The sequence below is a fragment of the Microbacterium sp. LWS13-1.2 genome, from assembly GCF_040144835.1.
GTDB lineage: Bacteria > Actinomycetota > Actinomycetes > Actinomycetales > Microbacteriaceae > Microbacterium.
On the sequence record NZ_CP151632.1, the window covers coordinates 764,543 to 791,046 of the forward strand.

The window sequence follows — 26,504 nt, forward strand, 5'->3', positions numbered from 1 at the left end:
GCCGGCGGCCCTACAGCTTTGGCGCGTTCCGCCCGGCGACCGGCGCGGCCGCGGCGGGCTCAGGCCGCGACAGGCACCCGCTCGGCCATGATGGCGCGGACGGCGTCGCGGCCGGCACGGTTGGCGCCCACGGTCGACTGCGAGGGGCCGTAGCCGATCAGGAAGAGCCGCGGCTCGTCGAGGGAGCGGCCGTTCTCGACCCGGAAGCCGCCTGCGGGGGTGCGCAGCCGCAGCGGGGCGAGATGGTCGAGCGCCGGGCGGAACCCCGTGGCCCAGAGGATCACGTCGGCCGGCTCGAACGAGCCGTCCGGCATCCGCACCCCGTCCTCCTCGATCGAGGCGAACATCGGATGCCGCACCAGCACGCCCCGCGCCTGCGCGGCACGAGCCCACGGCGTCCAGTGCATGCCGGTGACCGAGATCACGCTCCCGGGCGGCAGGCCGCGGCGCACGCGGTCCTCGACGCCGGCGATGGCGGCGACGCGCGCCGGGATGTCGAAGTCCGCCTCCACCCATTCGGGCTCACGACGCGTCACCCAGAACGTTTCCGCCACGTGCGAGATCTCGTCCAGCAGCTGGACGGCCGAGACGCCGGCCCCGACGACCACCACGCGCTTCCCGCGGAAGTCCTCCGCCGACGCGTAGTCCGCCACGTGCAGCTGCCGGCCGCGGAAGCGCTCCTGCCCCGGGTAGTGCGGCCGGAACGGCCGGGTCCACGTTCCGGTCGCGTTGATGACGTACCGTGCCGACCAGCTGCCGCGGTCGGTCTCGACCACCAGCCGGCCGGCCTGATCCTCATCGGCGCGCCGCACGGCTTTCACGCGCACCGGCCGCAGGACATCGAGGGCGAAGCGCTCCTCGTACTCCGCGAAGTACGACGGGAGGATGTCGCGGCTCGCCGCCACCGGGTCCGCCGGCGGCACCGCGAAGCCCGGCAGTTCATGGATGCCGTTGACCGTCGCCATGCGGAGGGACGGCCAGCGGTGCTGCCACGCGCCGCCCGGAGCGGGGTTGGCGTCGACGACGAGGAACGTCGGCTCCGCGTCGGTCGCCCGCTGCAGCGGCACGAACCCGCGGCGGTGCAGGTTGTAGGCCGCCGAGAGACCCGCCTGTCCCCCGCCGATCACGATGACATCGACGGCTGCGGGTTCCATGCCGGCATCAACAGCGTCCGGCCCGCGGGGATTCCCGCGGGCCGGACGCGGCGGTCGCGCCGCTCGCCTCAGTTGAGGGCTCGCGTGGACGCCGGGATGACGCCGTCGCGGTAGAGATCGGCGGCGACGTCCTGCAAAGCGGTCAGCGCGACGCGCTGCGGCAGCGGGCCGTAGGAGATGCGCGCGACGCCGAGGGCCTCGTACTCCCCCGCCGAGAGCGCGCCCGGCAGGCCGATGACGCTGACCTTGCGCTCGCCGATGCCCTCGACCAGCCGCCGGGTGATGTCGGCATCGAGGATGCCCGGCACGAACACCAGGTCGGCGCCCGCAGCCAGGTACGCGCGGCCGCGTTCGATCGCATCCGCGACCGACTCCTCGACGGGGCGCTTGCCGGCGCGCACGAACGCATCGGTGCGCGCGTTGAGGACGAACGGAACGCCCTCCGCGGCGCCGGCCGCGACGATCGCCTCGACGGCGGCGACGGCCTCGTCCAGCGGGCGCAGGCGGTCTTCGACGTTCGCACCCACGACGCCCTTGCCGATGACGCGGCGCACGGTCTCGCCCGCGTCGCCGTAACCGTCGTCGAGGTCGGTGGTGACGGGCAGGTCGCCCACGGCATCCACGATCCGGCCGACCATGTCGAGGGTGATGTCGAGCGGGATCTGGCCGTCGGGGTAGCCGAACGTCGCGGCGATCGCGTGGCCGGCCGTCGCGATGGCGCGGGTCTCGGGAAGGGCGGCGACGGCGCGGGCCGACACGGCGTCCCATACGTTGACGACGCGCAGGATCTCGGGCGCGGCGTGGAGCCGCGCAAGGGTCTGTGCTTTCTCAGCCTGAGTGGTCATGCATGTCACGTTATCGGCGACCCGCCCGGTCGAGGGCCGGTCAGGACGGCCGGATCTCGCCGTCCAGGTACCACCAGCGGCCGCTCCGCCGGAGGAACCGGCTGCGTTCGTGCAGCGAACCTCGTTCGCGACCGTGGCGCCACGTCGCGCGGAACTCGACGACCCCGCGCGAGTCGCCCTCGGCACCGGCGTCGACATCCACGATCTCGAGCCCGGTCCACCGCTGGGCGGCGTCGAGGGCGAGCTCGTCCGGGCGCGTGCCGGGATGCCACGTCTCCGCCAGATACCGCGCATCGCCGACCACGAACGCCGTGTAGCGCGAGCGCATCAACGCCTCGGCCGTCGACGGCGGGGTTCCCCGGAGCGCCGGGGCGCAGCATCCGGCGAAGCTATCGCCGCTGCCGCACGGGCACGGATCGCCGTCCGCCACGCGCGGGAAGCCCTCCGGAGCGGCTCTCGAGGCCGCAGCGCCGAACGACACGTCAGGCGCCGGCCTTCTCCGCGCACGTCACGCAGCGGGTGGCGAACGGGCGGGCACGGAGGCGGGCGATCGGGATGCCGCGGCCGCAGTCGACGCACACACCGTACGTGCCGCCCTCCCAGCGCCGGACCGCCTCATCGATCTCGGCCACCTCGCGGCGGGCGGCCTCTTCCAATGCGACGGCGCGGGACCATTCGCCCGACAGCGTCACACCCTCGGGGTCGTGCTCGTCGTCGGCGACGTCGCCGCGGCGGTCGGCGCGCAGTTCGGCCAGGTTCTCATCCATCGCCGCGATGCGCGCCGTCGCCGCGTCGTGCAGCTCGTCCAGGAGCGCTCGCAGCTCGGTCCGGCTCGCGGCGGTGGTCATCGCACGAGGATACGCCCGCCGGTCTCCGCCCGGCAGGAGCCGTGCCGGATCAGGGTGAAGGGGGTCAGCGCGCTTCGGTGGCGGTCAGTCCGACACCTCGACGGCGAAGGTGACGTCCTGGATGCCGCCGTCCTCATTCGACAGCACGACCTCGGTCGTCCCCTCGGCGAGCGCCTCGACCCCCGGGTTGAAGGTCGTGCCGTCCTCCTCGCGTCCGGGCGTGAAGGTCGCGACGGAGGGATCGGAGACGACGCCGCTGTAGCTGTCGACCGCGAGGTCGCCGGTGTCGATGTCGAGCACCTGGCCGACCTCGAGCTCCACGGTCGTGCCCTGCAGATCGCCCACATCGCGGACCACGGGCGTGATGACCGGCTCCGGTGCGGCGCACCCGGCGAGCGCGGCGAGGGCGACGACGACGAGGACCGCAGCGACAGGTCTGGCGATGCTCATGGCGTCATGATGGCAGCACAGCGCCTGCACGGCCAGCGTGAGGCGTTCACGCGGTCGGGCGATAGGGATCTCCCAGGTCGGACGCGGACGCTGGAAGCATCGCGCAGCGAGTGCCCCCTGCCTGCTGCGCGAACCCCCGAACGGCGCTGTGTCGCCGGGGACCGCTCCTCGTGCCCAACCCGATGGGCACGAGGGGCGGTCTCATCGACCCGCCCCGGAGCCGGCGATCCGCCACCCCCCGGACGCGATCGCCGGCTTCTTCGATCCCCGCTGTGGATAACTCGGGAAGCGCGCCGGTGCCACCGGTTAACGTGGGGACGTGAGGACTCGGGTCACGGCCGCGGCGCTCGGCGCCATCCTCGTGCTGGCGCTCGCCGGCTGCACGACCCCGGAGCAGCCGGAGCCGACGCCGACGCCCGCGTTCTCCTCGGAAGAGGAGGCGTTCGCCGCAGCCGAGGCGACATACCGGGCGTACGTGGACGCGCTGAACCAGGTGGACCTGAGCGACCCGGAGACGTTCGAGGCCGTGTACGAGCTGACCACTGGGGAGGCGAACGCCAACGAACGAAAATCGCTCTCCCAAATGCACGCCGATGGGTGGACTGTCGCAGGCGACACTGGCATCAAAGCGTTCCTGGGTGATTCGTACTCTGGCGAGACTCTTCAGGCGGTGGTCTGTAGCGACGTCGCAGCGGTTGAGGTTCTGGACGCGAACGGACACTCGGTGGTGTCCGCAGACAGGCCAGACGTCTACGCGCTCGAGGTGATATTCCAGATGTCGCCGACCACAACGAGCTTCGTGATCAGCCAGAGCACGGCGGTGGAGGACGAGCGGTGCGCATAATCGCGGCCGCCATCGTGGCAATCGCCGGCGTGTTACCCATCCAAGACGCACCAACCTCTGGCTGCGCTGGATCGAGCGCGTGGACGTACTGCGATGTGGACAACTCCGGCTCCAGCGTTGACGTGTCTGCCGGCACGGGAGGCGAAGATGTCGCTCGCGATTCCAAGGCCCAGGAGGGGAGGCCCAGCGACCCGATTGCCACCCCTCCCCCTCCCGAGGACTGCGGGCCACTCAACCGCTGCATCGACTACACCGTCGTCGGCCTCCCTGAGGTGACGCTCGCCGACCTCGCGTCGTTCCGGCCGGCCGCTCCGGCCCTCGGCGGCGAGCCCGCGGGGTTTGGCGTCGTCGGCATGCCGACGAACCTGCTGGCCTCGGCATCCGAGGAGCGCATCCCGGGCACCGTGCTCGGCTGGGACGTGACGGTGCGGTTCGTGCCCACCGCGTACGTGTTCGACAACGGCGACGGCACCACCACCCGCGCCGCCACGGGCGGCTCGGCCTGGGCCAGCCTCGGGCAGGGGCAGTTCACGCCCACCGCGACCAGTCACGCCTACCGTGCCCGCGGAACGTACGCGGTGTCGGTGACCGTCGAGTATGCGGCATCCGTCGATTTCGGAACCGGCTGGCGACAGGTGCCGGGCGTGGTCCGCGCCGAGGCCGGCGGCTACGGCGTGCGCGTCGTCGAGGTGCGGACGGCGCTCGTCGACCGCACCTGTGCAGAGGACCCCACCGGTCCCGGCTGCTGAGCCCCGCCCACGACGAGCCGGCGTGCGCCGTGTGCGAGGCGCACGGCGGAACGAAGCGGCAGGCCGACGGCGTACGCGAGGGTGCCGGCGGCCGACGTGTCGCCGCGCCCCAGGGCGATCCGGCGCTCCCAGGCGTCGCGCAGCGCGCCGCCGCGTCGCACGAACCCAGCGCGCGGGGGCAGGCGGCCGGCCGACCGCTGCGCCAGCAGAACCTCCACGTGGTCGGTCCAGTCGTCGGCGTCCGGCGGATGGAAGTAATTCTCGTCGAGCCATTCCGGATCCGGATGCCGGAACCGGCGCGCGACGACGTCCTCCTCGCTCGCGAGCAGGTCGGCGTCGGCGAGCGTCTCGTTGATCAGCTGCGGCGAGACGCCGTACGTGTCGAGGGCGATGACGGGGATGCCGCGCGCGATCGCCTCGATCGCGGCGGTCGAGCTGACGGTGACGAGGCCCTCCGCGGTCGCGAGGGCCTTCCGCATCGGGGCCGTCGAGGTGACGAGATTCGGCGGCAGCGGACCGAGGGCGGCGAGAAGCTCGGGGTAGCCGTCCTGCTCGGCGTGCGTCTGATGCTCACCGGTCGCGGCGCGCAGCTTCAGCACCACCCGCCGCGACGGGTCGGCCTCGGCCGCACTCACGAGCATCCGGGCGATCCCCAGACGCTCAGCGCGTTCGGCGGGGACCTTGGCCTGCGCGGCGAAGACGAGGTCGCCGCCTGCTCCGCTGCTCGCACCGGTGACCGACCCCGACACGCGCGCGCCGCGGGCGAACGGCAGCGTGGCGAGGGCGTAGCGGTGCGCGTACCCGGTGCGCGCCGACAGCGCGCCGAACTCCCGCACCTCGCGCCGTGAGTGCACCACGAAGAGGTCGCACTGCAGTCGGTAGACGACGGCCCGGCGCGTGGCCGGGATCGAGATCCCCGGGAGACCCGTCACGACGACCGGTCGCTGCGGCAGCGCCGCGATCTCACGGGCCAGCACGCGCACCAGCGGACCGCGCCCTCCCAGTACGACCACGTCTGCCCCCAGCTCGGCGAGACGAGCGCCCAGCCGGCCGTACGAGACGCGCTCCACACGCTCGCGCGGAAGACGGCTGCCGCTGAGGGCCGAGGCGAGCTGCCCGTCGCTGACGACCAGGGGCGTCTCGAGCACCAGCAGCGCGGCATCCCATCGCTTCGCGACGCCGCCGAGGAGCGCCGCCGCCCACTTCACGTAGGAGTCGGTGTCGGCGATCGCGACGACGCGTGGCCTGCCGTCGCCCGGCGCGTGCGGACTCACGCGGGGACGCGGCGCAGCTTCGCCATGGGCGCGAGCTCACCGGGGTACACGCGCTTGACGCCGTCGCCGAGCGCTGCCTCGATGACGCGGATGTCGCGCACCAGGTGCTGCAGGCCCGCCGGCTCGAGCGACGCCGCATGGTCGGAGCCCCACATCGTGCGGTCGAGGGTGATGTGCCGCTCGACCGCGACCGCGCCCAGCGCGACCGCGGCGAGCGAGATCTGAAGCCCGCGCTCGTGTCCCGAATAGCCGACGGGTACACCCGGGTAGCGATCGCGCAGGGCCGGGATCATGCGGATGTTCGCCTCTTCGGGCTCCATCGGATAGGTCGAGGTCGCGTGCATGAGGACGAGGCGGTCGGTGCCGAGCACCTCTATCGCCGCGTCGATCTGCTCGCTCGTCGACATGCCGGTCGACAGGATGACGGGCTTGCCGGTGTCGCGCAGCGCCTGGAGCAGCTCCACGTCGGTGAGCGACGCCGAGGCCACCTTGTGCGCGACGACGCCCAGGTCTTCGAGGAAGGCGACGCTCGGCACGTCCCACGGCGACGCGAACCACTCGAGGCCGCGCAGCAGCGCATGGTCCGAGATCTCGATGTACTGCTCGCGGTCGAACTCGACGCGGCGACGGTACTCGAGGTACGTCATCCGACCCCATGGCGTGTCGCGCGGGATGTCGCGCATGTGCTCGGGGGTGGCGATCTCCGGCGTGCGCTTCTGGAACTTCACGGCGTCCGCGCCGGCATCGGCGGCGACATCGATGAGCCGCTTGGCGAGTTCGACGTCGCCGTTGTGGTTGAGACCGATTTCGGCGATGACGTAGGCGGGACGCCCGCCTCCGACGACGCGGGATCCGATGGTGACGGTCATGAGGCCTCCAGTGGTGCAGTGGGGTGATCGGATGCTTCGCCTCGCCCGGCCGGGCCTGCGGCCGCACGAAGGGCGGCCCCGGCGGTCGACGACGCGCCCGCGAGCACGCGCTCGGCGAGATCGCGCACGGCGCCGTCGCCGCCTCGGCGGTCGAGGACTGCGCGCGCGGCGGAGAGGACGAGGGGGTGGGCGTCGGGCACCGCCACCGGCCACCCGACGAGCTCGAGGCAGGCGAGGTCGTTGACGTCGTTGCCGAGGTACGCGATCCGCGACAGCGCGATGCGCTGGTCGTCGGCCCACTCCCGCAGCACGGCCGCCTTGTCGGCAGCGGCCTGGCGCACCTCGACGCCGAGCTTGCGCGCGCGGGCGGCGACGACGGGATTCGCCTCGGTGGACAGGATCAGGACGGGGATGCCGGCGGCACGCAGCAGCGAGACGCCCATGCCGTCCGATCGGCTGACGGTCACCGATTCGAGGCCGTTCTGGTCGACGCGCACGGTGTCGTCGGTATGGACCCCGTCGAAGTCCGTCACGACGGCGTCGACCGAGATCGCCCGATCGCCCCGGGCGTTCCGGTCGACGACGGCTGCAAGCCGCCGCGCGAGCTCCAACTCGTGGACGGTGTCGATCTCGATCGCTGTGCGCGGGCCGACCTCGGCGATGCCGACGCTGCCGAAGAACCGGTGCTGCGCCACCCGGAATCCGGCGGCGCGCACCACGTAGAACCCGCCGGTCTCGAGGTAGTGGGGTTCCCGATCCTGCCGGCGCGGCCGCACGTCGATCTCGTGGTTGACCGGCTCGGCCGCGTCGCCGATGCCCTTCTCCCACAGGAAGCCGTAGGTCTCGACCGCCGAGAACACGCTGTCGCGACGCCGCGATCGCACGAGCTGCACGGCCGCGGTGAGCGCCTCGACGTCGATGAACGGCGAGGTGGCCTGCAGGAAGGCGACCACGCCCACGTCGACCTTGCGCTCCTCGAGGGTGTCGAGGGCGTGGAGCACGGCCGTCTCGCTGCGCGCCTCGTCGCCCGACAGGTCGACGGGTCGCTCGACGATCTCGGCGCCCCATTCCGCGGCGACCGCGGCGATGTCGGCGTCGTCGGTCGTCACGACGACCCGGTCGATCGCCGGGCACGTCCGCGCCGCCTCGACCGCGCGCGCCACGAGCGGCACGCCGCCGACGCGCTGCAGGTTCTTTCGCGGGATGCCCTTCGAGCCGCCGCGCGCGGGGATGATCGCCACCGTCTCGCTCATGCGGCTGCCGTCCGCGCTGAGCGGCGCGCGCGTCCGCTGCGTCCGATCACATCGGTGAACACCGTCGACCCGGTTCCCGCGAGCACGAGGGGAAGCGTCGTGGTCGTGCTCGACGGCAGCGTGTGCACGTCGAGCGGATGCCGGGCTCCGGCCAGCACGAGCTCCACCGGCAGTCCGGTCTGATGGATCCGCAGTTCGGGCACCGTCGCGACGGCGGCGAGCTGCTCGGGCGACTCCCTGCGGTGCGGGAGGTACACGGCGCCGCCGGCCGCGGCATCCCGCACCCACCGCATGTAGTCGATCAGCATCATGCGTCCGTCGACCGGGAGCGCACTGCCGAGCACGATGCGGCGGCCGAGCGCCGGTGCGGCGGGCGCGGCGGCCCGCGTCCACGAGAAGTCGTGGCGCCGGATGCCGAATCCGCGGTCGGCGAGGGCGTCGAGGCGATCCTCGCCGAGGTCGAACGCCGTGAACATGCCGGTGCGTCGCGATACCGCCCGGCGATGGACGAGCTCGGCGGCGAACGGGGCGACAGCGGTGGTGAGCCCCCGCTCTGCGACGTTCGGACGCGCGTAGGGACGGCGGCCCAGCAGGGCGTCGGCGTAGGCGATGGCGTACGCGCCGTCGTCGAGGAACGTGATGCGGTGCGGGCGGAGCACGGCGGCGGCGAGCCGGAACTGCCCCGAGAAGCCGTCGCCGACGAGCCAGTGGCCGTGACGGGAGAGCAGGCTCCACGGGATGCCGAGGTACGGTGCCAGCTCGCCGAAACGTGCGCCGCGCGCGAGCAGCTCGTCCGCGGTGGCGGAGATCTGCGGGGTCAGCCGTCCGGCGACGGGCACGGTCGTGCGGTGCGACGCGGCCCACTCGGCGGCGCCGATCAGCTGCAGGGGCGACTCGACCCAGGCCAGCACATCCTCGCGACCCATGGCGTCTCCTCTCGCGGCCGTGCCCTCGCAAGGGGCTGACGGCTGTCTCCCCACGGTGGGTGCGAGACGTGAACGCGACGGGTGCCGACGGGCGACGCTCGCCGGTCCGGCAGATGAACGACAGGTGTCGCCGCGCGCTCGTGCGGGCGTCGGAGCCGCGTGCCAGGATGAACGCGTGACCGACCGCCTGATGCTGCTCGATTCCGCATCCCTCTACTTCCGCGCGTTCTACGGGGTGCCCGACACAGTCCGTGCCCCGGACGGCCGGCCCGTCAACGCGGTCCGCGGATTCCTCGACATCATCACGCGGCTGGTGACGACCTACCGTCCGACGCACCTCGTGGCGTGCTGGGACGACGACTGGCGGCCGCAGTGGCGCGTGGACCTGATCCCGACGTACAAGACGCATCGCGTCGCCGAGGTCGTCGCCGGCGGCCCCGACGTCGAAGAGGTGCCCGATCCCCTCGAGGTGCAGGTGCCCGTGATCCGCGAGGCGCTCGACGCCCTCGGCATCCGCATCGTCGGCGCGGCGGCACACGAGGCCGACGACGTCATCGGCACGCTCGCGACGACCGCCACCATGCCCGTCGACATCGTGACCGGCGACCGTGATCTCTTCCAGCTCGTCGACGACGCGCGCGATGTCCGCGTCGTGTACACCGCCCGCGGCATGAGCAACCTCGAGGTCCTCACCGACGCCGCGGTCGTCGCCAAGTACGGCGTGCTGCCGTCGCAGTACGCCGACTTCGCCACCCTCCGCGGCGACTCCTCGGACGGCCTGCCCGGTGTCGCCGGCATCGGCGAGAAGACCGCGGCGGGGCTGCTGGCGACCTTCGGCGATCTCGAGGGGATCGTCGCCGCCGCCGAGCTCGGCGAGGGGATGTCCGCCGGCGTGCGATCGAAGGTGCTCGCGGGCCTGCAGTACCTCTCCGTCGCCGCGCAGGTCGTGGCCGTCGTCCGCGACCTGCCGCTCGAGGTGCCCGATTCTCGGCTGCGTCCACTCGACGAGCGGGCGAAGACGGATGCCGCGGCCCTCGCCGAACGCTGGGCGCTCGGCACCGCGATGACGCGCATCGTCGGCGCGCTCGACGCCGTCTGATCAGGCGGGTCAGGCGCCGCGATCGCGTCCCGTCCACTCGCGGAGCCGCGACAGCGGCCACGTCGTGACGATGCGCTCCGGCGGCACGCCCAGCCGCTCGGCGCGCTCGGCGCCGTAGTCGAGCAGCGAGAGCTGCCCGGGCGCGTGCGCGTCCGAGTCGATCGAGAAGAGGCATCCGATCTCCAGCGCCAGGGTCATCAGCTCATCGGGCGGGTCCTGGCGCTCGGGCCGGGAGTTGATCTCGACCGCGACGCCGTGCGCCTCGCACGCCTCGAACACCGCACGCGCATCGAACGTCGAGGGCGGTCTCGTCCCCCGGGAGCCCTCGACGAGCCGGCCCGTGACGTGGCCGAGCACGTCGGTGTGCGGATCCGACACCGCGGTGACCAGCCGCCTCGTCATCGGCCCGCGCTCCATCCGCAGCTTCGAATGGGCCGAGGCCACGACGATGTCGAGCCGCTCGAGCATCTCGCTCTCCTGGTCCAGCGAGCCGTCCTCGAGGATGTCGACCTCGATGCCCGACAGGAGCGTGAAGCCGTCGCCGCTCATCCCCGCGACCACCTCGAGCTGCGCGCGCAGGCGCTCCGAGGAGAGACCGTTCGCTACCCGCAGCCGCGGCGAGTGGTCGGTGAGCGCGAGGTACTCATGGCCGAGCGCCCGCGCGGCCTCGACCATCAGGTCGATGGAGGTGAGACCGTCCGACCAGTCGCTGTGCGCGTGCAGATCGCCGCGCAGCAGCGGTCGCAGCGTCGAGTCGCGCTGCACGCCGGCCCGCTCACGCAGATCGACGAGGTAGCCGGGCACCTCGCCGCCCAACGCCTGCTGGATCACCGCGAAGGTGGATTCGCCGATGCCCTTGCGCCGGCGCAGGGCTGCGGAGTCCCGCAGCTCCGCGTCGGTCACACCCTCGATGGCGTCGGCCGCCGCCCGGAACGCCTTCGACTTGTACCGCGACGACCGCTCCCGTTCGAGCAGCGTCGCGATCTCGGTGAGAGCGTCGTGGGGGTTCACGTCGTGTACGGCGGCCTGGTCAGACGACGGTCGCCCGCTTGATCACCACCGGCACGCTCGCCAGCCGGTGGATCGCCCAGCCGAACAGGATCGCCAGCACGCCCATGCCGGCGGCGAACAGCGCGACGCCGTACGCGACGACCGAGGTGAACAGCGAGGCGCGCAGGAACGACGCCTGCATCACCGTCGCGCGCACCGGATCGTCCTGGTCGAGCTCGGCGTACGTCTTGCCGTCCGACGCCTCCAGCGCATGGTGGTTGATGATGTCGGCCTGGACGTACGCGGTGAAGGGCCCGGTCACCTGCTGGCCCTGGAACGCCGCAGCGTCGTCGGGAATCGTGATGTTCTCCGCCATCAGCTGGTTGGTGACGCAGATCCATGCGATCACACCCACCACGATCAGCAGGACGCCGCCCACGATGCCGAGGATCCCGATCGCCTTCACCAGCCCGACCTTCTTCTCGGGAGGCTCGATCACGTCGGCGGTGCGGGGCTCTTCCTGACTCATGCGTCCTCCTCGATCACGGGGTGCGTTGTCGCACACGCTATCGGCGCCCCCCGGCGCGATGGAAGACCGCGCGCCGTGCAGAAGCGGCGTGTCGGCGTCAGCGCGCGAGCGCCTTCGTGGCCTCGACCCAGCGCTCGAGCGTCGCGGTGGCCGCGCCCGAGTCGATCGCGGCCGCGGCGTCGTCGCGCGCCTCTGCGAGCCGCTCGAGGATCGGTCGCTGCACCTGAGCGGCGTCACGGAACAGCCGATACGCGACGATGCCGGCCGCCGCGTTGAGCAGGACGATGTCGCGCACCGGCCCTTGCTCGCCGCCGAGCACGCGGTGCACGACAGCGGCGTTGTGCGCGGGATCGCCGCCGAGGAGGTCGTCGATGTCCGCCAGCGGGATGCCGAGGTCGCGCGGGTCGAGGTCGTGCTCGTGGATGTCGCCGCGGCTGACCTCCCACAGCCGGCTGTGTCCGGTCGTCGTGAGCTCGTCCAGTCCGTCGTCGCCGCGGAAGACGAGCGCCGTCGCGCCGCGGGTCTGGAACACGCCGGTGATGAGCGGCACCCGGTCGAGGTGCGCGACGCCGACGGCGTTCGCCTCGGCCCGCGCAGGGTTGCACAGCGGCCCGAGGAAGTTGAACACGGTCGGCACGCCGAGCTCGCTGCGCGTCGCGCCGGCGTGCTTGAAGCCGGGGTGGAATGCGGCCGCGAACGCGAACGTGATGCCGGCCCGCGAGAGCGTCTCGGCGACGGCGTCCGGTGAGAGCGTGAGGTCGATGCCGAGCGCGCCGAGCACGTCCGACGAGCCCGACGACGAGCTGGCCGCCCGGTTGCCGTGCTTGACGACGGGGATTCCGGATGCCGCGGCCACGAGCGCCGCCATCGTGGAGACGTTGACGGTGCCGAAGCGGTCGCCTCCGGTGCCGACGATGTCGAGCACCGCGGCGTCGACGGGCAGCGGCAGCGCCGCCTCGAGGATCGCGTCGCGGAAGCCGACGATCTCGTCGACGGTCTCGCCCTTGGCGCGCAGCGCGACCAGGAATCCGCCCAGCTGGGAAGGCGTGGCGCTGCCCGACATGATCTGGCGCATCGCCCACGTCGACTCCGAGACGCTGAGGTCGCGCCGCTCCAGCAGCGTGGTGAGGATTCCCGGCCAGGTGTACAGCTCCGCCATAACCGAGAAGCCTAGCCGGGCACGCGAATCGGAACCTTTTCGTGACACGGCGTCCCGCCTCGTGCGATTCTGCGTCTTCACCACGTGTTCACGGCAGAGTCGCAGGGTCCTCTTAGGCTCCCCTAAGTTCCAGCACGGGTGAAGACATGCCCTCCGATGCGAAAATCACGGCCCTGAATCGGCCATAATGGGGAGCGTGACGACCTCCACAGCGACCTACTCCCAGGCCATGCGGTCCGTCAAGCGGCCGGATCCGGTCGCTGTCGGAACCATCGTGTGGCTCGGCAGCGAGGTGATGTTCTTCGCCGGCCTGTTCGCGATCTACTTCACCCTGCGCAGCACCTCGCCCGAACTGTGGGCGCAGGAGACGCAGCTGCTGAACATCCCCTACGCGACCGTCAACACGATCATCCTGGTGCTGTCCTCCGTGACGTGCCAGATGGGCGTGTTCGCCGCCGAGCGCTTCCAGCCGTATTCGCTGAAGAAGCGCGGCTGGCTCGGCTGGGGCATGGTCGAGTGGTTCTGGCTCACCTTCGCGCTCGGCGCGATCTTCGTCTCGGGCCAGGTGTGGGAGTACGCCCAGCTCGTCGCCGAGGGCATGCCCATCAGCGCGAACTCGTACGCCTCGGCGTTCTACCTCACCACCGGCTTCCACGCCCTCCACGTCACGGGCGGCCTCATCGCCTTCCTGCTCGTGATCGGCCGCGCGTACGCCGTCAAGAACTTCGGGCGCAAAGAGATGACGTCCTCGATCGTCGTGTCGTACTACTGGCACTTCGTCGACGTCGTCTGGATCGCCCTGTTCCTCGTCATCTACTTCCTCAAGTGAGAGCGGAGCTGTAACCCGAAATGGCACGAGAGTCCACGCGCCGCTCGAAAGGCCGCCGCAGCCCCTGGGCCGCAGCCGCACTGATCGGCATCGGCCTGCTCATCACCGGCGGTGTCTACGCCGGGGCATCCGCCGCGATGGCGGCGACGACACCTGAGACGGTGACGAACTCCGCGCTCACCGCCGAGGACGGCAAGAAGCTGTTCCAGGCGAACTGCGCCACCTGCCACGGCCTGGACGTGCAGGGCACGGAAGACGGTCCGTCGCTGTACGGCGTCGGCGAGCTCGCGGTGCACTTCCAGATGAGCACCGGTCGTATGCCGCTGCAGATGCAGGGGCCCCAGGCTCCGCAGAAGCCGGCTCAGTTCACCGACGAGCAGATCGCCGCGGTGGGCGCCTACATCCAGTCCATCGCCCCCGGTCCCACCTACCCGGACGACGAGGTGCTGGACGGCGAGGGCAACGCATCGGAGGGCGGCGAGCTCTTCCGCATCAACTGCGCGATGTGCCACAACGTCGCCGGCGCCGGCGGTGCGCTCACCGAGGGCAAGTACGCGCCGAACCTGCACACGACGACTCCGCTCAACATGTACGCGGCAATGGTCACCGGACCGCAGAACATGCCGGTGTTCAACGACATGACGCTGACCACCGAAGAGAAGCGCGACGTCATCACCTACCTGCTCTATCTGCAGGACAACGAGTCGGCCGGCGGATTCTCGCTCGGCTCGCTCGGCCCCGTCTCCGAGGGCCTCTTCATCTGGATCTTCGGGATCGGTTCGCTGATCGCCATCACCGTGTGGATCACGGCGAAGTCCAACTGATCTACGTATTACACACGCAACACTGACGAGGAGCAGCATGGCCCACGAGGACGACCCGCTCGAGCACGAGAGGGCTTCCTGGAAGCCCTCCCCCGGGCTCGCCGTCGCGGTCCCCGACCCGGTGCGCAACCCTGGCCTCCCCCCGCATCGCGAGCGGATGACAGACAAGGATCCCGCTTCGATGAAGCGGGCCGTCCGGGGCGTCTACACGCTCTTCTACCTGTCGATCGCCGGCAGCATCTGGGCCATCGCGGCGTACATGCTGTTCCCGATCGAGAGCGGGCGGATCGTCGACATCCGCAACAACAACCTCTTCATCGGTCTCGGCATCGCCTTCGCCCTGCTCGCCATCGGCGTCGGCGCGATCCACTGGTCCAAGGCCGTCATGTCCGACCGGGAGTTCGTCGAGCCCCGTCACGCCACGCGTGGTCGCGACACGACGCGTGAAGCCGCGATCAAGGCCTTCGCCGACGCGGATGCCGAGTCCGGCTTCGGCCGCCGCGTGATGATCCGCAACTCGCTGATCGCCGCACTCGTCGCCTCGGTCGTCCCGGGCGTGGTGCTCTTCCGCGGACTCGCACCCTTCAACTCGCCCGAGAAGCCGCACGCGGGCGACCCGGTATACCTCCTCGAGCACACCATGTGGAAGGAGGGCATGCGCCTGGCCCACGACCCTTCGGGCGAGCCCATCCGCGCTGCGGACCTCACCCTCGGCTCCGCCGTGCACGTGATCCCCGAGGCTCTGGCCGAGGTGTCGCACAGCGAGGGCTACCTCGACGAGAAGGCCAAGGCGATCGTCCTCCTGGTCCGCCTGCTCCCCGAGCAGCTGGTCGAGTCCGAGGAGCGTAAGGAGTGGTCGTACAACGGCATCGTCGCGTACTCCAAGGTGTGCACGCACGTCGGCTGCCCGGTGGCCCTGTACGAGCAGCAGACGCACCACCTCCTGTGCCCATGCCACCAGTCGCAGTTCGACGTCACCGACCACGCGAAGGTCCTCTTCGGACCGGCCGCGCGTCCCCTGCCGCAGCTGCCCATCACCGTCGACGACGAGGGCTACCTCATCGCGAGGAGCGACTTCAACGAGCCCGTCGGCCCGAGCTTCTGGGAGCGTCATTGAGCACCTCAACCGTCACCGAGCAGCCTGAGGCTCCTCCCGCGGCGCCCGTGTCGCCGAACGGGCGCGACAAGCCCCTCGGCGGCCGCTTCATCGGCGCCACCGCGAACTACATCGACGAGCGCACAAGTCTCTCGGGCTTCGTCAAAGAGCTCGGCCGCAAGATCTTCCCCGACCACTGGTCGTTCATGCTCGGCGAGATCGCTCTCTGGGCGTTCGTCGTCGTGCTGCTCTCCGGCACGTTCCTGACGTTCTTCTTCCAGGCGTCGATGGTCGAGACGCACTACAACGGCGCGTACATCCCGATGCGAGGCATCGAGATGTCGGCCGCCATGGCATCGACCCTCGAGATCTCCTTCGACCTTCGCGGCGGTCTCCTGGTTCGCCAGATGCACCACTGGGCCGCGCTCGTGTTCGTCGCCGGAATCGGCGTGCACATGCTGCGTGTGTTCTTCACCGGTGCGTTCCGCAAGCCGCGCGAGCTCAACTGGGTGATCGGCTTCATCCTCTTCATCCTGGCGATGGGCGAAGGCTTCACGGGCTACTCGCTCCCCGACGACGTGCTGTCGGGCAACGGCCTGCGCATCATCGACGGCATGGTCAAGGGCATCCCGATCATCGGCACGTGGACCTCGTTCCTGCTGTTCGGCGGGCAGTTCCCGGGCGACGCGATCGTCGGGCGCCTGTACACCCTGCACATCCTGCTGCTGCCTGCGATCCTGGTCGGCCTGCTCGTCGTCCACCTCATGCTGATGGTGATCAACAAGCACACGCAGTTCGCGGGTGCCGGGCGCACCAACAGCGTCGTCGTGGGCTACCCGATGATGCCGGTGTACATGTCCAAGATGGGCGGGTTCCTGTTCATCACGTTCGGCGTGATCGTGCTCATCGCCTCGCTGTTCACGATCAACCCGATCTGGAACTACGGCCCCTACGACCCGTCCCCCGTCTCCGCCGGAACCCAGCCCGACTGGTACATCGGCTTCGCGGACGGCGCGCTGCGACTGGTGCCGCCGGGCTGGGAGTTCGTCTTCCTGAACCGCACGTGGTCGTTCAACATCATCGTGCCGTTGGTCGTCCTCGGTCTGTTCATCGTCCTCGTGCTGATCTACCCCTTCATCGAGTCGTGGGTCACCGGCGACAAGCGCGAGCACCACATCGCACAGCGTCCCCGCAACGCCGCGACGCGCACCGCCATCGGTGCAGCCGGTGTCACGTTCTACGCAGTGCTCTGGGCCGCGGCGGCCTCCGACATCATCGCCACGCACTTCTGGCTGACGATGGAGGGAGTCATCCACACGCTGCAGGCGCTGCTGATCATCGGGCCGGTGATCGCGTACTTCGTGACGAAGCGCATCTGCGTCGCGCTGCAGAAGAAGGATCGCGAGATCGCCCTGCACGGCTACGAGTCGGGACGCATCGTCCGCCTGCCCGGTGGCGAGTACATCGAGGTGCACCAGCCCGTCGACGAGTACGAGCGCTTCAAGCTCGCCGACTTCGACACCTACGAGCCGCTCGTGGTCCGCCCGAACGCTCAGGGACGCATCCCGTGGCATGAGAACCTCCGCGCGTCCATCTCGCGCTGGTTCTTCGAGGACCGCCTCACGCCGGTCTCGCAGAGCGAGCTCGACGCGGCGCTGGCACATCAGCACCACGAGCTCGGCCACATCGCCGAGGAGGAGGACCTCGAGATCCAGGGTGCGCACGAGCGCGCAGGTGTCCCGGATGCCCCGCACAAGCCGATCGACGACGGCAGGAACAGCGAGGTGCCGGTGCGCCCCTCGAACGTCATCGTGCCGGAGCCGGAGCAGGGAACGAAGTCGCCGAAGAACCGCGAGAAGGAGTCCGACCAGTAGGTCGTCTCCGCTGCGCCGCCGGATGCCCCGGCACGATCACCAGGATCGTGCCGGGGCATCCGGCATTATCGTCGCCGGCACGACGCATGCTCCTCGCTCCCCCGTCGCGGGCCGTCTCCCGGAACGGCAGGAATCGCACGCCCTCTGACCGCGCATCCGCGATCGCGCAGCACAGCGCTGTCGTACCGTGGGTTCATGACCGACGCGCTCTCCTACTTCTCCGCCAAGCTCGCCCTCGAGACGGACGCATCCGATGTGTACGCCGCGCAGAAGGACGGGGAGCGGTTCATCCTCGTGGATGTCCGCGGTGACGAGGCATGGGCGCAAGGGCGCATCCGTGGGGCCGTTCACATGCCCTATCGAGAGATCGCCGAGCGCGCGCCGCGCGAGATCGACGCCGCGACACCGGTGGTCGTGTACTGCTGGAGCCCCGGCTGCAACGCCGGCGCGAAGGGTGCGCTCGAGTTCGCGAAGCTCGGCTACTCCGTCAAGGAGATGATCGGCGGCTACGAGTACTGGATGCGTGAAGGGCAGCCGACCGAGAACGACGAAGGCGAACTCCCCCGCGTGTTCGACCCACAGGTGATGGTCGTCCGCGCGAAGGTGGAGAGCTGACCGACCGCCTCAGGCCGACTCGAGCCCTTCCATGTACCGCGTGGCGGCCGATCCGTAGAAGGACGTCTGGGCGAACGCGCCCGCGCTGTCCAGCGCGGGATCGACGACGTCGCACACCACGACGGTGACGTTGTCCCGGCTGCCGGCGTCCAGCGCGAGGGCCACGCACGCCTCGGCGGCCGCGTCCGCATCGCCGATGCCGTTCAGGATCGCGCGGATGTCGGCATCCGGAACGTAATCGGTGAGGCCGTCGCTGCACAGCATCCAGCGATCGCCGACCGGCGCGTCGAAGGCCGTCACCACCGCGGCGTCGCGCTCGGCGCCGCTGAGCGACGCGGTGATGAGGTTGCGGCGCGGGTGGGAGGCTGCCTCGGCGATCGAGACCAGTCCCTGGTCGACGAGCGCCTGCACGAGCGAGTCGTCGCGGCTCATCTGGGTGAGCTCGCTTCCGCGCAGCCGGTAGGCGCGCGAGTCGCCCGTGTGTGCGAGCAGCACCCCGCCGTCGCGGTCGGCGAAGAGGCCCGTGAACGTCGTCGCCATGCCGCTCAGCGACGGATCGCGCTCGACGTGGGCGCGGAGATCCCAGTTGGCCGAACGCACGCTGTCGGCCAGCTGCACCGGCTCGAGTCCGTCCAGCCGGCCCGCCGCGAGGCGATGGACGAAGGTGGCCGAGGCCAAGTCGCCGGCGGGACCGCCGCCGACGCCGTCTGCGACCGCCGCACCCCATGGCGCCGTGAACGCGGCGTCCTGGTTGGTCGCGCGGTGCGGGCCGGTGTCGGAGCGGGCGGCGGCATGCAGACGTGCCCGGAGGCCCGTCATGAACGGGCCTCCGGGCACGTCGTGCGGAAGGTCACGCGGAGCGTCGGCTCGCCGATCAGCGGGCGAAGTATCCGCGGTAGTACTCGTACACCCAGCCGACGATCGCCACGACGAAGACGCCGATGCCGATGGGCATGAGCCATGCGCCCACCGCCAGGCCGATCATGCCGAGCGCCGCCGAGAAGGCGAGCACGATGGGCCACCACGACCACGGGCTGAACTCGCCGAGCTCCGGGTCACCGTCGTCGATGTCGGCGGTGAGGACGTCCTCGGGCAGTTCGCCGCCCTGGGCGTTGTGCACCCGACCGATGTAGAACGCGATGAGTGCGCCCATGAGCGCCGTGAACAGCAGTGCCACGCTGCCGACCCATTCGATGCCCTGGTACCACGGCACGTCGGGGTGGGCGATGATGCTCCAGCCCGTGTAGACGGCTCCCACGAACAGGAAGAACGCGGACAGCAGCCACCAGAGTCCGGTGTTGGTGCGCACCTTACTTCACCTCTCCCTCGGCGAGGTCGGCAACCGGGGCTTCGGGCGCGTCCTTCGCCGGACCGACGCCGACCGGGATGCCCGCCTCGGGGTGGTTCAGGTCGAATGCGGGCCGCTCACTGCGGATGCGCGGGATGGACGTGAAGTTGTGACGCGGCGGCGGGCACGAGGTCGCCCACTCGAGCGATGCGCCGTAGCCCCACGGATCGTTGACGGTCACCCGGGGCGCCTTGCGCGAGGTGATCCACACGTTGAAGAGGAACGGGATCATCGAGGCGCCGAGGATGACAGCGCCGATCGTCGACACCTGGTTCTGCCAGGTCCAGCCGTCCGCTTCCGAATAGTCCGCGTAGCGGCGCACCATGCCGTCGACGCCCAGCCAGTGCTGGATGAGGAACGTCATGTGGAAGCCGATGAACAGCATCCAGAAGTGCACGTAGCCGAGGCGCTCGTTGAGCATCCGCCCCGTCCACTTGGGCCACCAGAAGTAGAAGCCGGCGAACATCGCGAACACGACCGTGCCGAAGACCACGTAATGGAAGTGCGCCACGACGAAGTACGAGTCCGACAGGGCGAAGTCCAGCGGCGGCGAGGCGAGGATGACGCCCGTGAGACCACCGAAGACGAACGAGACGAGGAAGCCGAGTGCGAAGACCATCGGGGTCTCGAACGTCACGGAGCCTCGCCAGAGCGTGCCGATCCAGTTGAAGATCTTCACGCCGGTGGGCACCGCGATGAGCATCGTCATGAGGGCGAAGAACGGCAGCAGCACTGCGCCGGTCACGTACATATGGTGAGCCCACACGGCGACCGAGAGCGCCGCGATCGCGATCGTCGCGTAGACGAGCGTCTTGTAGCCGAAGATCGGCTTGCGGCTGAAGACCGGGAAGATCTCCGACACGATGCCGAAGAATGGCAGCGCGATGATGTACACCTCGGGGTGACCGAAGAACCAGAACAGGTGCTGCCACAGCAGCACGCCGCCGTTGGCCGGGTCGTAGATGTGAGCACCGAGCACGCGGTCGGCCGCGGCGGCGAGGATGGCGGCGGCCAGCACCGGGAACGCCATCAGGATCAGGATGCTGGTGATCAGGGTGTTCCACGAGAAGATCGGCATGCGCCACATCGTCATGCCCGGCGCGCGCATCGTGATCACCGTCGTGATGAAGTTCACCGCGCCGAGGATCGTGCCGAAGCCGCTCATGCCGAGGCCGAGCATCCAGAGGTTTCCACCCGCGCCCGGAGAGAAGCTGGCGTTGGCGAGCGGCTGATACGCGAACCATCCGAACGACGCCGCGCCCTGCGGGGTGAGGAAGCCGGCGACGGCGATCGTCGATCCGAACAGGAACAGCCAGAAGGCGAACGCGTTCAGACGCGGGAACGCGACATCCGGCGCACCGATCTGCAGCGGCAGGATCGCGTTCGCGAAGCCCGCGAACAGCGGCGTCGCGAACATCAGCAGCATGATCGTGCCGTGCATCGTGAAGAGCTGGTTGTACTGCTCTTTTGTCGGGATGATCTGCATGCCGGGCTCGAAGAGCTCCGCACGGATGATCAGCGCCATCACTCCGCCGAGGAGGAAGAAGATGACGGACGAGATGAGGTACAGGTAGCCGATCGTCTTGTGGTCAGTGGAGGTGATCCACTTGACGATGATGTTGCCCTTCTGCTCGACGCGCGAAGCGCTGAGCAGCGCGGCCTGACGCGGCGGCAGGGTGGTCGGGCGACCCTGCGTCGTCTCCTGAAGCGGAAGCGTCGTCGCCATGATCAGTGGTCTCCCTCTTCGTCTGACGCCTCGCCCGTGGCGCCCGTCCCGGGCGCGTTCTGCAGACGGTCATAGGCGTCGTTGATGTCACCGGTCTGGCCGGCTTCGCGCAGCGAGTCGAGGTAGTCCTCGTACTCCTCCGGGCTCACGACATCCACGTTGAACAGCATCATCGAGTGGTACTCGCCGCACAGTTCGGCGCACTTGCCGTTGTACGTGCCCTCGCGGGTCGGCGTGAAGGACCAGTAGTTGTCCTTGCCGATGTACATGTCTTTCTTATACAGGAAGTCGATGATCCAGAAGGAGTGGATGACATCGCGCGACTGCAGCTTGATCTTGACCGTCTCGCCGACAGGCAGCACCAGGGTCGGGAGCTCGCTGATGACGTCGCCGCGCTCGTCCGTCTGGGCCTGGACGCCCATGGTCCACACGGTGTCGTCGTCGGTCTCGCCGTCGTACTGGAAGTCCCACGACCACTGCTTGCCAATCGCCGTGATCGACACGTCGGGGTCGTCGTATTGCGTCTCGAGGACCGTCTGGTCCCGTGCCGTGAAGGCGAAGAAGCCGATGACGAGGATGAGCGGCACGATCGTGTAGAAGATCTCGATCGGCATGTTGTAGCGCAGCTGGATGGGAAGCCCCATCTGGCCCTTGCGACGCCGGTAGGCGATCGCCGCCCAGCCCATGAGGCCCCACGTGACGACGCCGACGGCGAGCAGGACGATCCACGAGTTGACCCAGAGGCCCGCGACCATGTCGGTGTGATTCGTGGCCGGCTGGCCGTCTTCGGTGAACCCGGGGAGGAAGCCGTGCAGCTCGGTCGGGGTGCATCCGGCGAGGACTGCTGCCGTTGCGATCCCGAGCGGGAGAACGGCCCAGCGGATACGGCGTTTCGAAGGCACGGTGCACCTTTCCGATCACGAACAGGACTCCCGCCAGTCTAGGGCAAGCGTCCAGGGGATTCAGGCCATCCGCCCAGGTTGGATCGTGTCCCAGGGATCAAAAAAGGCGGGCCCGGGCGCCATTCGAAGCGCGCCGGACCCGCCGGAAAAGTGTCGGATCCGAGACCGATCAGTGGAAGCTGTCACCGCAGGCGCACGAGCCCGCCGCGTTGGGGTTGTCGATGGTGAACCCCTGCTCCGAGATGGTGTCCTTGAAGTCGATCGTGGCGCCGTCGAGGTACGGAACGCTCATGTCGTCGATGATCACCTCGACGCCGCTGAAATCGACGGTCTTGTCGCCGTCGAGGTAGCGCTCGTCGAAGTACAGCTGGTAGATCAGGCCGCTGCAGCCGCCGGGCTGCACGGCGACGCGCAGGCGCAGGTCGTCGCGGCCTTCCTGCTCGAGCAGGTTCCTGACCTTGCCGGCGGCGGCGTCGGTCAGCAGCACGCCATGCTCACGGGCGGTCAGCTCGGTCGTCAGTGCGGTGTCGGTCATGGCACTCCTCCGGAAGGGCCGCCCGGATCGTTCATCATCCACTGCGGGCGGCGGGATGCGTCGATTCTACGCGTGCCCGCCGGGAGGAGGCTCCGAGATCGGCGTTTCCACGCCGATCTCGGAGACGGCCTACGCCTGCGCGGTGCGCGCGTCGAGTTTCTCGAGCAGCAGCGCCTCGGCCAGGACGGCGTTGCGGAAGGTCTCCAGGTGCAGCGACTCGTTCGGGCTGTGCGCCTTCGCGTGGGGGTCCTCGACACCCGTCACGAGGATCTGCGCGCCCGGGAACTCCCGCACCAGGTCGGCGATGAAGGGGATGGACCCGCCGACGCCGATGTCCACGGACTCGACGCCGTATCCCTCGTGCAGCGCCTCGCGCGCCGCCTCGACGGCCCAGCCCGAGGTGTCCACGAGGAACGCGTCGCCGAAGTCCTGGTCGCTGAACTCCAGCTGGGCGCCGAACGGCGCGTGCGCGTGCAGGTGCGCCTCGATGGCGGCGTACGCGTCGCGTGCGGCCTGACCGGGGGCGATGCGGGCGCTGATGACGACCGAGATCTCGGGGCTCAGCGTGTTCGACGCGTTGACCACGCTGGGCGCGTCGATGCCGGTCACCGTGATCGACGGCTTGTTCCAGATGCGGCTGAGGATCGTGCCCCGGCCGACCGGCGAGACGCCCGCCGGAAGCCCGGCCTCGTCGCGCAGCGTCTCCTCGCTGTACGGCGGGGTGTCGGCATCCCGTTCCGTCAGGCCCGCCACGGCGACCGCCCCGTCGTCGTCCCACAGCGTGGCGAGCAGCTTGACGGTCGCCATCATGGCGTCGGGAACGGCTCCCCCGAACATGCCGGAGTGCGACGCGTGCTCGAGCGTGCGCACCCGCAGCGTGAAGCGGGTGTTGCCGCGCAGCGACACCGTCAGGGCGGGCGTCTTGGCGTCCCAGTTGCCCGAGTCCGCGACGACGATCACGTCGGCGCGGAGGGCGTCCGCGTTGTCGGAGAGGAACTGCGCGAACGAGCGCGATCCCGCCTCCTCCTCACCCTCGAAGAACAGGGCGACACCGAGGTCGAAGTCCTCGCCGATGGCCTCCTTGAGCGCGCGGAGCGCGGCGAGGTGCGCCATGATGCCGGCTTTGTCGTCGGCGGCGCCGCGGCCGTACAGCCGTCCGCCGCGAATCGTCGGCTCGAAGGGGAGCGACTCCCACAGAGACTCGTCGCCGACGGGCTGCACATCGTGGTGCGCGTACAGCAGGATCGTCGGCCGGCCGTTGCGGGCCGCGCGCGTGGCCACGACGGCAGGGCTGCCCTGCTCCCCCGTGGCCGGGATGACAGCCGAACGGATCTCGACGGTCTCGAACAGTCCGGTGTCGCGCACCAGACCGGCGACCGCCTCGGCGCTGCGCTGCACCTCTGCGGGGTCGAACCCGGGGAATGCGACGGACGGGATACGCACCAGCGTCCCGAGATCGGCGAGTGCGGAAGGGATGCCGGATGCCGCGGCGTCGCGCACAGCATCCTGTCGGGAGAGGTCAGAGCTCATGCGGGTAATCTTAAGTGCACCCCTACTCCGCACATCGAGGATCATCCGTGGCCAAGACACCTGCAGCACCTTCGTCCAACGACGCACCGTCGGAGGGCACCGCGCTGAACGGCGTCCCCCTCGGCGGTCCCTCGCCCAAGGGACGCCCCACTCCTTCCCGCGCCGAGCAGGAGGCCGCGCGCAAGCGCCCCCTCGTCGCCGACACGAAGGAGGCGAGGGCCCGCGCGAAGGCCGACCTCGCCACGCAGCGCGAGAAGGCCCGCATCGGCATGGCCAACGGCGACCAGCGCTACCTCCCCGCGCGCGACCAGGGCCCCCAGCGCAAGTTCGTGCGCGACTGGGTCGACGCCGGCTGGCACCTGGGCGAGGCGGTCATGCCCGCGATGGTGCTCGTGATCCTGGCGACGTTCCTTCCCATCCCGGCGCTGCAGTACTACGCGTTCGTGGGCCTCTGGATCTTCATCTTCTTCGTGATCGGCGACATGGTGATCACGTCGATCACGGTCAAGCGCGCGGTGAAGAAGAAGTTCGGCGAGGGCAAGGCGGAGAAGGGTCTCGGCTGGTACGCCGCCATGCGGACCGTGCAGATGCGGTTCCTGCGCCTGCCGAAGCCGCAGGTCAAGCGCGGCCAGAAGCCCGCCTGATCATCACAGGACGTCCTCGGCCGCACGGCCTCAACGGCGCGCGGCCAAACCGCGGTTGATCTGCCGGGCCCACAGCGGCCCGCGGTAGAGGAAGGCCGTGTAGCCCTGCACCAGCGTGGCACCGGCATCCAACCGCTCCTGCACGTCTGCGGCGGTCTCGACCCCGCCGACGGAGATCACCGCGAAGTCGGCCGGCACCGTCGCGCGCAGGAGGCGCAGCACCTCGAGCGCGCGCGTCTTCAGCGGCGCCCCCGACAGGCCGCCGTCGCCGGCCGCGGCGATCGTGGCCGGGTCGGTGACGAGGCCCTCGCGAGAGATCGTCGTGTTGGTCGCGATGATGCCCGCGAGCCCCGCATCGACGGCGAGCTGCGCGATCGCGACGACCTCGTCGTCAGAGAGATCGGGCGCGATCTTCACCAGCAGCGGCGTCACGCCTGCTGCCGCGTGCACGGCCTCCAGCAGCGGGCGCAGCGTCTCGACCGCCTGCAGGCCGCGCAGACCGGGCGTGTTCGGCGACGAGACGTTGACGACGAGGTAATCGGCCAGCGGCGCCAGCAGGGTCGCACTTCGGACGTAGTCCGCCGTCGCATCGGCGACGTCGACCACCCGGCTCTTGCCGATGTTGACGCCGAGCACCGTACGACGTGAGCGCTTGCGCAGGCGCCGCAGACGTGCCGCCGCCGCCTGGGCGCCGTGGTTGTTGAACCCCATGCGGTTCACGACGGCGCGATCGGGGATGAGCCGGAAGAGCCTCGGGCGCGGGTTCCCGTCCTGCGGGATCGCCGTCACCGTCCCGACCTCGACGTGACCGAATCCCAGCGCGTGCAGGCCCTTGGCGCCGGTAACATCCTTGTCGAATCCCGCGGCGACGCCGAACGGCGAGTCGAACGTGAGCCCCAGCGCCGTGGTCGCGAGCTCGGGCGCCGGCCGGGTGATCGCGCGTGCGACCCACGAGAAGGGCGGCACACCCAGGACGCGGATCACGACCATCGCGGCGTGGTGGGCGGACTCGGGATCCATGCGCGACAGCACGGTGCGGAAGAGGAGGGGATACATCCCTCCTAGGCTATCCGGTCACTCCCCCGCGGCCGCCGCGCTGTCCTCGTGTGCGGGCGCGCGCCCGTGGTCGACGCGCAGCTGCTCGATCGCCGCCTCGAAGTCCTCGAGCGAGTCGAAGGCCTGGTAGACGCTCGCGAACCGCAGGTAGGCGACCTCGTCCAGGTCACGCAGCGGCCCGAGGATCGCCAGCCCGATCTCGTTGGCGTCGAGCTGCGAGGCGCCGGTCTGGCGGATGCTCTCCTCCACCGTCTGCGCGAGTACCGCGAGATCGGCATCCGTCACGGGTCTCCCCTGACAGGCCTTACGCACGCCCGACATGACCTTCTCGCGGCTGAACGGCTCGATCACGCCGGAGCGCTTGATCACGTTGAGGCTGGCGGTCTCGATCGTCGTGAAGCGGCCGCCGCACTGGGGGCACTGACGCCGGCGACGGATGCTGAGACCGTCGTCGCTGGTGCGCGAGTCGATGACGCGCGAATCGGCGTGGCGGCAGAACGGGCAGTGCATGGCAGAGACAGCCTACGCCGGGAATC

29 protein-coding genes are annotated in these 26,504 nt (G+C 70.1%); 9 read left to right on the forward strand and 20 right to left on the reverse strand.

Annotated features, from left to right (window positions below; all coding sequences use genetic code 11):
- Positions 1–59 precede the first annotated feature (59 nt).
- The 5 genes from MRBLWS13_RS03715 to MRBLWS13_RS03735 all read right to left on the reverse strand — a co-directional run bounded on the left by MRBLWS13_RS03715 (position 60) and on the right by MRBLWS13_RS03735 (position 3,297).
- Positions 60–1,154 carry an NAD(P)-binding domain-containing protein gene (locus MRBLWS13_RS03715; protein WP_349427701.1) on the reverse strand — a complete coding sequence of 365 codons (1,095 nt, stop codon included), beginning with the start codon at positions 1,152–1,154 and terminating at the stop codon, positions 60–62.
- 68 nt (positions 1,155–1,222) lie between these two features.
- Positions 1,223–1,999 (reverse strand): isocitrate lyase/phosphoenolpyruvate mutase family protein, encoded by a 777-nt coding sequence (locus MRBLWS13_RS03720; protein ID WP_349427702.1) that lies wholly within the window; start codon positions 1,997–1,999, stop codon positions 1,223–1,225.
- A 40-nt stretch (positions 2,000–2,039) separates the two neighbouring features.
- On the reverse strand, positions 2,040–2,327 hold the full coding sequence (locus tag MRBLWS13_RS03725; protein ID WP_349427703.1) for a YchJ family metal-binding protein: 288 nt from the start codon (positions 2,325–2,327) through the stop codon (positions 2,040–2,042).
- A gap of 154 nt (positions 2,328–2,481) precedes the next feature.
- On the reverse strand, positions 2,482–2,847 hold the full coding sequence (locus MRBLWS13_RS03730) for a TraR/DksA C4-type zinc finger protein (protein ID WP_349427704.1): 366 nt from the start codon (positions 2,845–2,847) through the stop codon (positions 2,482–2,484).
- A gap of 84 nt (positions 2,848–2,931) precedes the next feature.
- Entirely contained in the window at positions 2,932–3,297 is a 366-nt protein-coding gene (locus MRBLWS13_RS03735) for a hypothetical protein (RefSeq protein WP_349427705.1), read from the reverse strand.
- Between the two features lie 319 nt (positions 3,298–3,616).
- Here MRBLWS13_RS03735 and MRBLWS13_RS03740 point away from each other — a divergent pair, with 319 nt between their 5' ends.
- The gene (locus MRBLWS13_RS03740) at positions 3,617–4,141 is read left to right on the forward strand and encodes a hypothetical protein (RefSeq protein WP_349427706.1); all 525 of its coding nucleotides are present in this window, start codon (positions 3,617–3,619) and stop codon (positions 4,139–4,141) included.
- Positions 4,142–4,263: 122 nt separating this feature from the next.
- Complete coding sequence (locus MRBLWS13_RS03745; RefSeq protein ID WP_349427707.1) at positions 4,264–4,890, forward strand: hypothetical protein; 627 nt, start codon at positions 4,264–4,266, stop codon at positions 4,888–4,890.
- Here MRBLWS13_RS03745 and MRBLWS13_RS03750 read toward each other — a convergent pair.
- Genes MRBLWS13_RS03750 through MRBLWS13_RS03765 form a run of 4 tightly spaced genes read right to left on the reverse strand, consistent with a single transcriptional unit; the run spans position 4,809 to position 9,212 of the window.
- A complete protein-coding gene (locus MRBLWS13_RS03750) occupies positions 4,809–6,164 on the reverse strand; it encodes a DUF6716 putative glycosyltransferase (protein WP_349427708.1) in 1,356 nt (451 codons plus the stop codon). The two genes, MRBLWS13_RS03745 and MRBLWS13_RS03750, sit on opposite strands and share 82 nt — an antisense overlap.
- On the reverse strand, positions 6,161–7,033 hold the full coding sequence (locus MRBLWS13_RS03755) for an N-acetylneuraminate synthase family protein (RefSeq protein WP_349427709.1): 873 nt from the start codon (positions 7,031–7,033) through the stop codon (positions 6,161–6,163). The genes MRBLWS13_RS03750 and MRBLWS13_RS03755 overlap by 4 nt, the downstream gene beginning before the upstream one ends.
- Positions 7,030–8,286 (reverse strand): acylneuraminate cytidylyltransferase, encoded by a 1,257-nt coding sequence (locus tag MRBLWS13_RS03760; RefSeq protein WP_349427710.1) that lies wholly within the window; start codon positions 8,284–8,286, stop codon positions 7,030–7,032. The genes MRBLWS13_RS03755 and MRBLWS13_RS03760 overlap by 4 nt, the downstream gene beginning before the upstream one ends.
- Positions 8,283–9,212 carry a hypothetical protein gene (locus MRBLWS13_RS03765; RefSeq protein WP_349427711.1) on the reverse strand — a complete coding sequence of 310 codons (930 nt, stop codon included), beginning with the start codon at positions 9,210–9,212 and terminating at the stop codon, positions 8,283–8,285. Before MRBLWS13_RS03765 ends, MRBLWS13_RS03760 begins: the two co-directional genes overlap by 4 nt.
- Before the next feature lie 175 nt (positions 9,213–9,387).
- Between MRBLWS13_RS03765 and MRBLWS13_RS03770 the strand changes: the two genes are divergently transcribed.
- Complete coding sequence (locus tag MRBLWS13_RS03770) at positions 9,388–10,311, forward strand: 5'-3' exonuclease (protein WP_349427712.1); 924 nt, start codon at positions 9,388–9,390, stop codon at positions 10,309–10,311.
- A gap of 9 nt (positions 10,312–10,320) precedes the next feature.
- Here MRBLWS13_RS03770 and MRBLWS13_RS03775 read toward each other — a convergent pair whose 3' ends face one another.
- From MRBLWS13_RS03775 to trpD, 3 genes are all read right to left on the reverse strand, one after another.
- On the reverse strand, positions 10,321–11,322 hold the full coding sequence (locus tag MRBLWS13_RS03775) for a PHP domain-containing protein (RefSeq protein ID WP_349427713.1): 1,002 nt from the start codon (positions 11,320–11,322) through the stop codon (positions 10,321–10,323).
- Positions 11,323–11,341: 19 nt separating this feature from the next.
- Entirely contained in the window at positions 11,342–11,830 is a 489-nt protein-coding gene (locus MRBLWS13_RS03780; RefSeq protein ID WP_349427714.1) for an aromatic ring-opening dioxygenase LigA, read from the reverse strand.
- A gap of 97 nt (positions 11,831–11,927) precedes the next feature.
- On the reverse strand, positions 11,928–12,989 hold the full coding sequence (trpD, locus tag MRBLWS13_RS03785) for an anthranilate phosphoribosyltransferase (protein ID WP_349427715.1): 1,062 nt from the start codon (positions 12,987–12,989) through the stop codon (positions 11,928–11,930).
- Between the two features lie 187 nt (positions 12,990–13,176).
- Here trpD and MRBLWS13_RS03790 point away from each other — a divergent pair, with 187 nt between their 5' ends.
- The 5 genes from MRBLWS13_RS03790 to MRBLWS13_RS03810 all read left to right on the forward strand — a co-directional run bounded on the left by MRBLWS13_RS03790 (position 13,177) and on the right by MRBLWS13_RS03810 (position 18,227).
- Positions 13,177–13,818 (forward strand): heme-copper oxidase subunit III, encoded by a 642-nt coding sequence (locus MRBLWS13_RS03790; protein ID WP_349427716.1) that lies wholly within the window; start codon positions 13,177–13,179, stop codon positions 13,816–13,818.
- A gap of 20 nt (positions 13,819–13,838) precedes the next feature.
- Positions 13,839–14,642 carry a cytochrome c gene (locus MRBLWS13_RS03795; protein ID WP_349427717.1) on the forward strand — a complete coding sequence of 268 codons (804 nt, stop codon included), beginning with the start codon at positions 13,839–13,841 and terminating at the stop codon, positions 14,640–14,642.
- 37 nt (positions 14,643–14,679) lie between these two features.
- Positions 14,680–15,759, forward strand: a complete 1,080-nt coding sequence (locus tag MRBLWS13_RS03800) for a Rieske 2Fe-2S domain-containing protein (RefSeq protein WP_349427718.1) — start codon at positions 14,680–14,682, stop codon at positions 15,757–15,759.
- Between the two features lie 47 nt (positions 15,760–15,806).
- The gene (locus tag MRBLWS13_RS03805; RefSeq protein ID WP_349428975.1) at positions 15,807–17,612 is read left to right on the forward strand and encodes a cytochrome bc complex cytochrome b subunit; all 1,806 of its coding nucleotides are present in this window, start codon (positions 15,807–15,809) and stop codon (positions 17,610–17,612) included.
- Positions 17,613–17,807: 195 nt separating this feature from the next.
- Entirely contained in the window at positions 17,808–18,227 is a 420-nt protein-coding gene (locus MRBLWS13_RS03810) for a rhodanese-like domain-containing protein (RefSeq protein ID WP_349427719.1), read from the forward strand.
- 9 nt (positions 18,228–18,236) lie between these two features.
- Here MRBLWS13_RS03810 and MRBLWS13_RS03815 read toward each other — a convergent pair whose 3' ends face one another.
- The 6 genes from MRBLWS13_RS03815 to MRBLWS13_RS03840 form a co-directional block, all read right to left on the reverse strand.
- Positions 18,237–19,046, reverse strand: coding sequence for a protein phosphatase 2C domain-containing protein (locus tag MRBLWS13_RS03815; RefSeq protein ID WP_349427720.1), 810 nt, complete (start codon positions 19,044–19,046; stop codon positions 18,237–18,239).
- Between the two features lie 55 nt (positions 19,047–19,101).
- Entirely contained in the window at positions 19,102–19,536 is a 435-nt protein-coding gene (locus MRBLWS13_RS03820; protein ID WP_349427721.1) for a cytochrome c oxidase subunit 4, read from the reverse strand.
- A gap of 1 nt (position 19,537) precedes the next feature.
- Positions 19,538–21,301 carry a cytochrome c oxidase subunit I gene (gene ctaD, locus MRBLWS13_RS03825; RefSeq protein ID WP_349427722.1) on the reverse strand — a complete coding sequence of 588 codons (1,764 nt, stop codon included), beginning with the start codon at positions 21,299–21,301 and terminating at the stop codon, positions 19,538–19,540.
- A 2-nt stretch (positions 21,302–21,303) separates the two neighbouring features.
- A complete protein-coding gene (coxB, locus tag MRBLWS13_RS03830) occupies positions 21,304–22,203 on the reverse strand; it encodes a cytochrome c oxidase subunit II (RefSeq protein WP_349427723.1) in 900 nt (299 codons plus the stop codon).
- 169 nt (positions 22,204–22,372) lie between these two features.
- Positions 22,373–22,738 (reverse strand): iron-sulfur cluster assembly accessory protein, encoded by a 366-nt coding sequence (locus MRBLWS13_RS03835; RefSeq protein ID WP_349427724.1) that lies wholly within the window; start codon positions 22,736–22,738, stop codon positions 22,373–22,375.
- A gap of 129 nt (positions 22,739–22,867) precedes the next feature.
- Positions 22,868–24,268 carry a dipeptidase gene (locus tag MRBLWS13_RS03840; protein ID WP_349427725.1) on the reverse strand — a complete coding sequence of 467 codons (1,401 nt, stop codon included), beginning with the start codon at positions 24,266–24,268 and terminating at the stop codon, positions 22,868–22,870.
- 47 nt (positions 24,269–24,315) lie between these two features.
- Here MRBLWS13_RS03840 and MRBLWS13_RS03845 point away from each other — a divergent pair, with 47 nt between their 5' ends.
- Complete coding sequence (locus tag MRBLWS13_RS03845) at positions 24,316–24,912, forward strand: DUF3043 domain-containing protein (RefSeq protein WP_349427726.1); 597 nt, start codon at positions 24,316–24,318, stop codon at positions 24,910–24,912.
- Between the two features lie 30 nt (positions 24,913–24,942).
- Here MRBLWS13_RS03845 and MRBLWS13_RS03850 read toward each other — a convergent pair whose 3' ends face one another.
- Both MRBLWS13_RS03850 and nrdR read right to left on the reverse strand, forming a co-directional pair.
- Positions 24,943–25,968 carry a quinone-dependent dihydroorotate dehydrogenase gene (locus tag MRBLWS13_RS03850; protein WP_349427727.1) on the reverse strand — a complete coding sequence of 342 codons (1,026 nt, stop codon included), beginning with the start codon at positions 25,966–25,968 and terminating at the stop codon, positions 24,943–24,945.
- Positions 25,969–25,986: 18 nt separating this feature from the next.
- Entirely contained in the window at positions 25,987–26,478 is a 492-nt protein-coding gene (nrdR, locus tag MRBLWS13_RS03855) for a transcriptional regulator NrdR (protein ID WP_349427728.1), read from the reverse strand.
- Positions 26,479–26,504 lie beyond the last annotated feature (26 nt).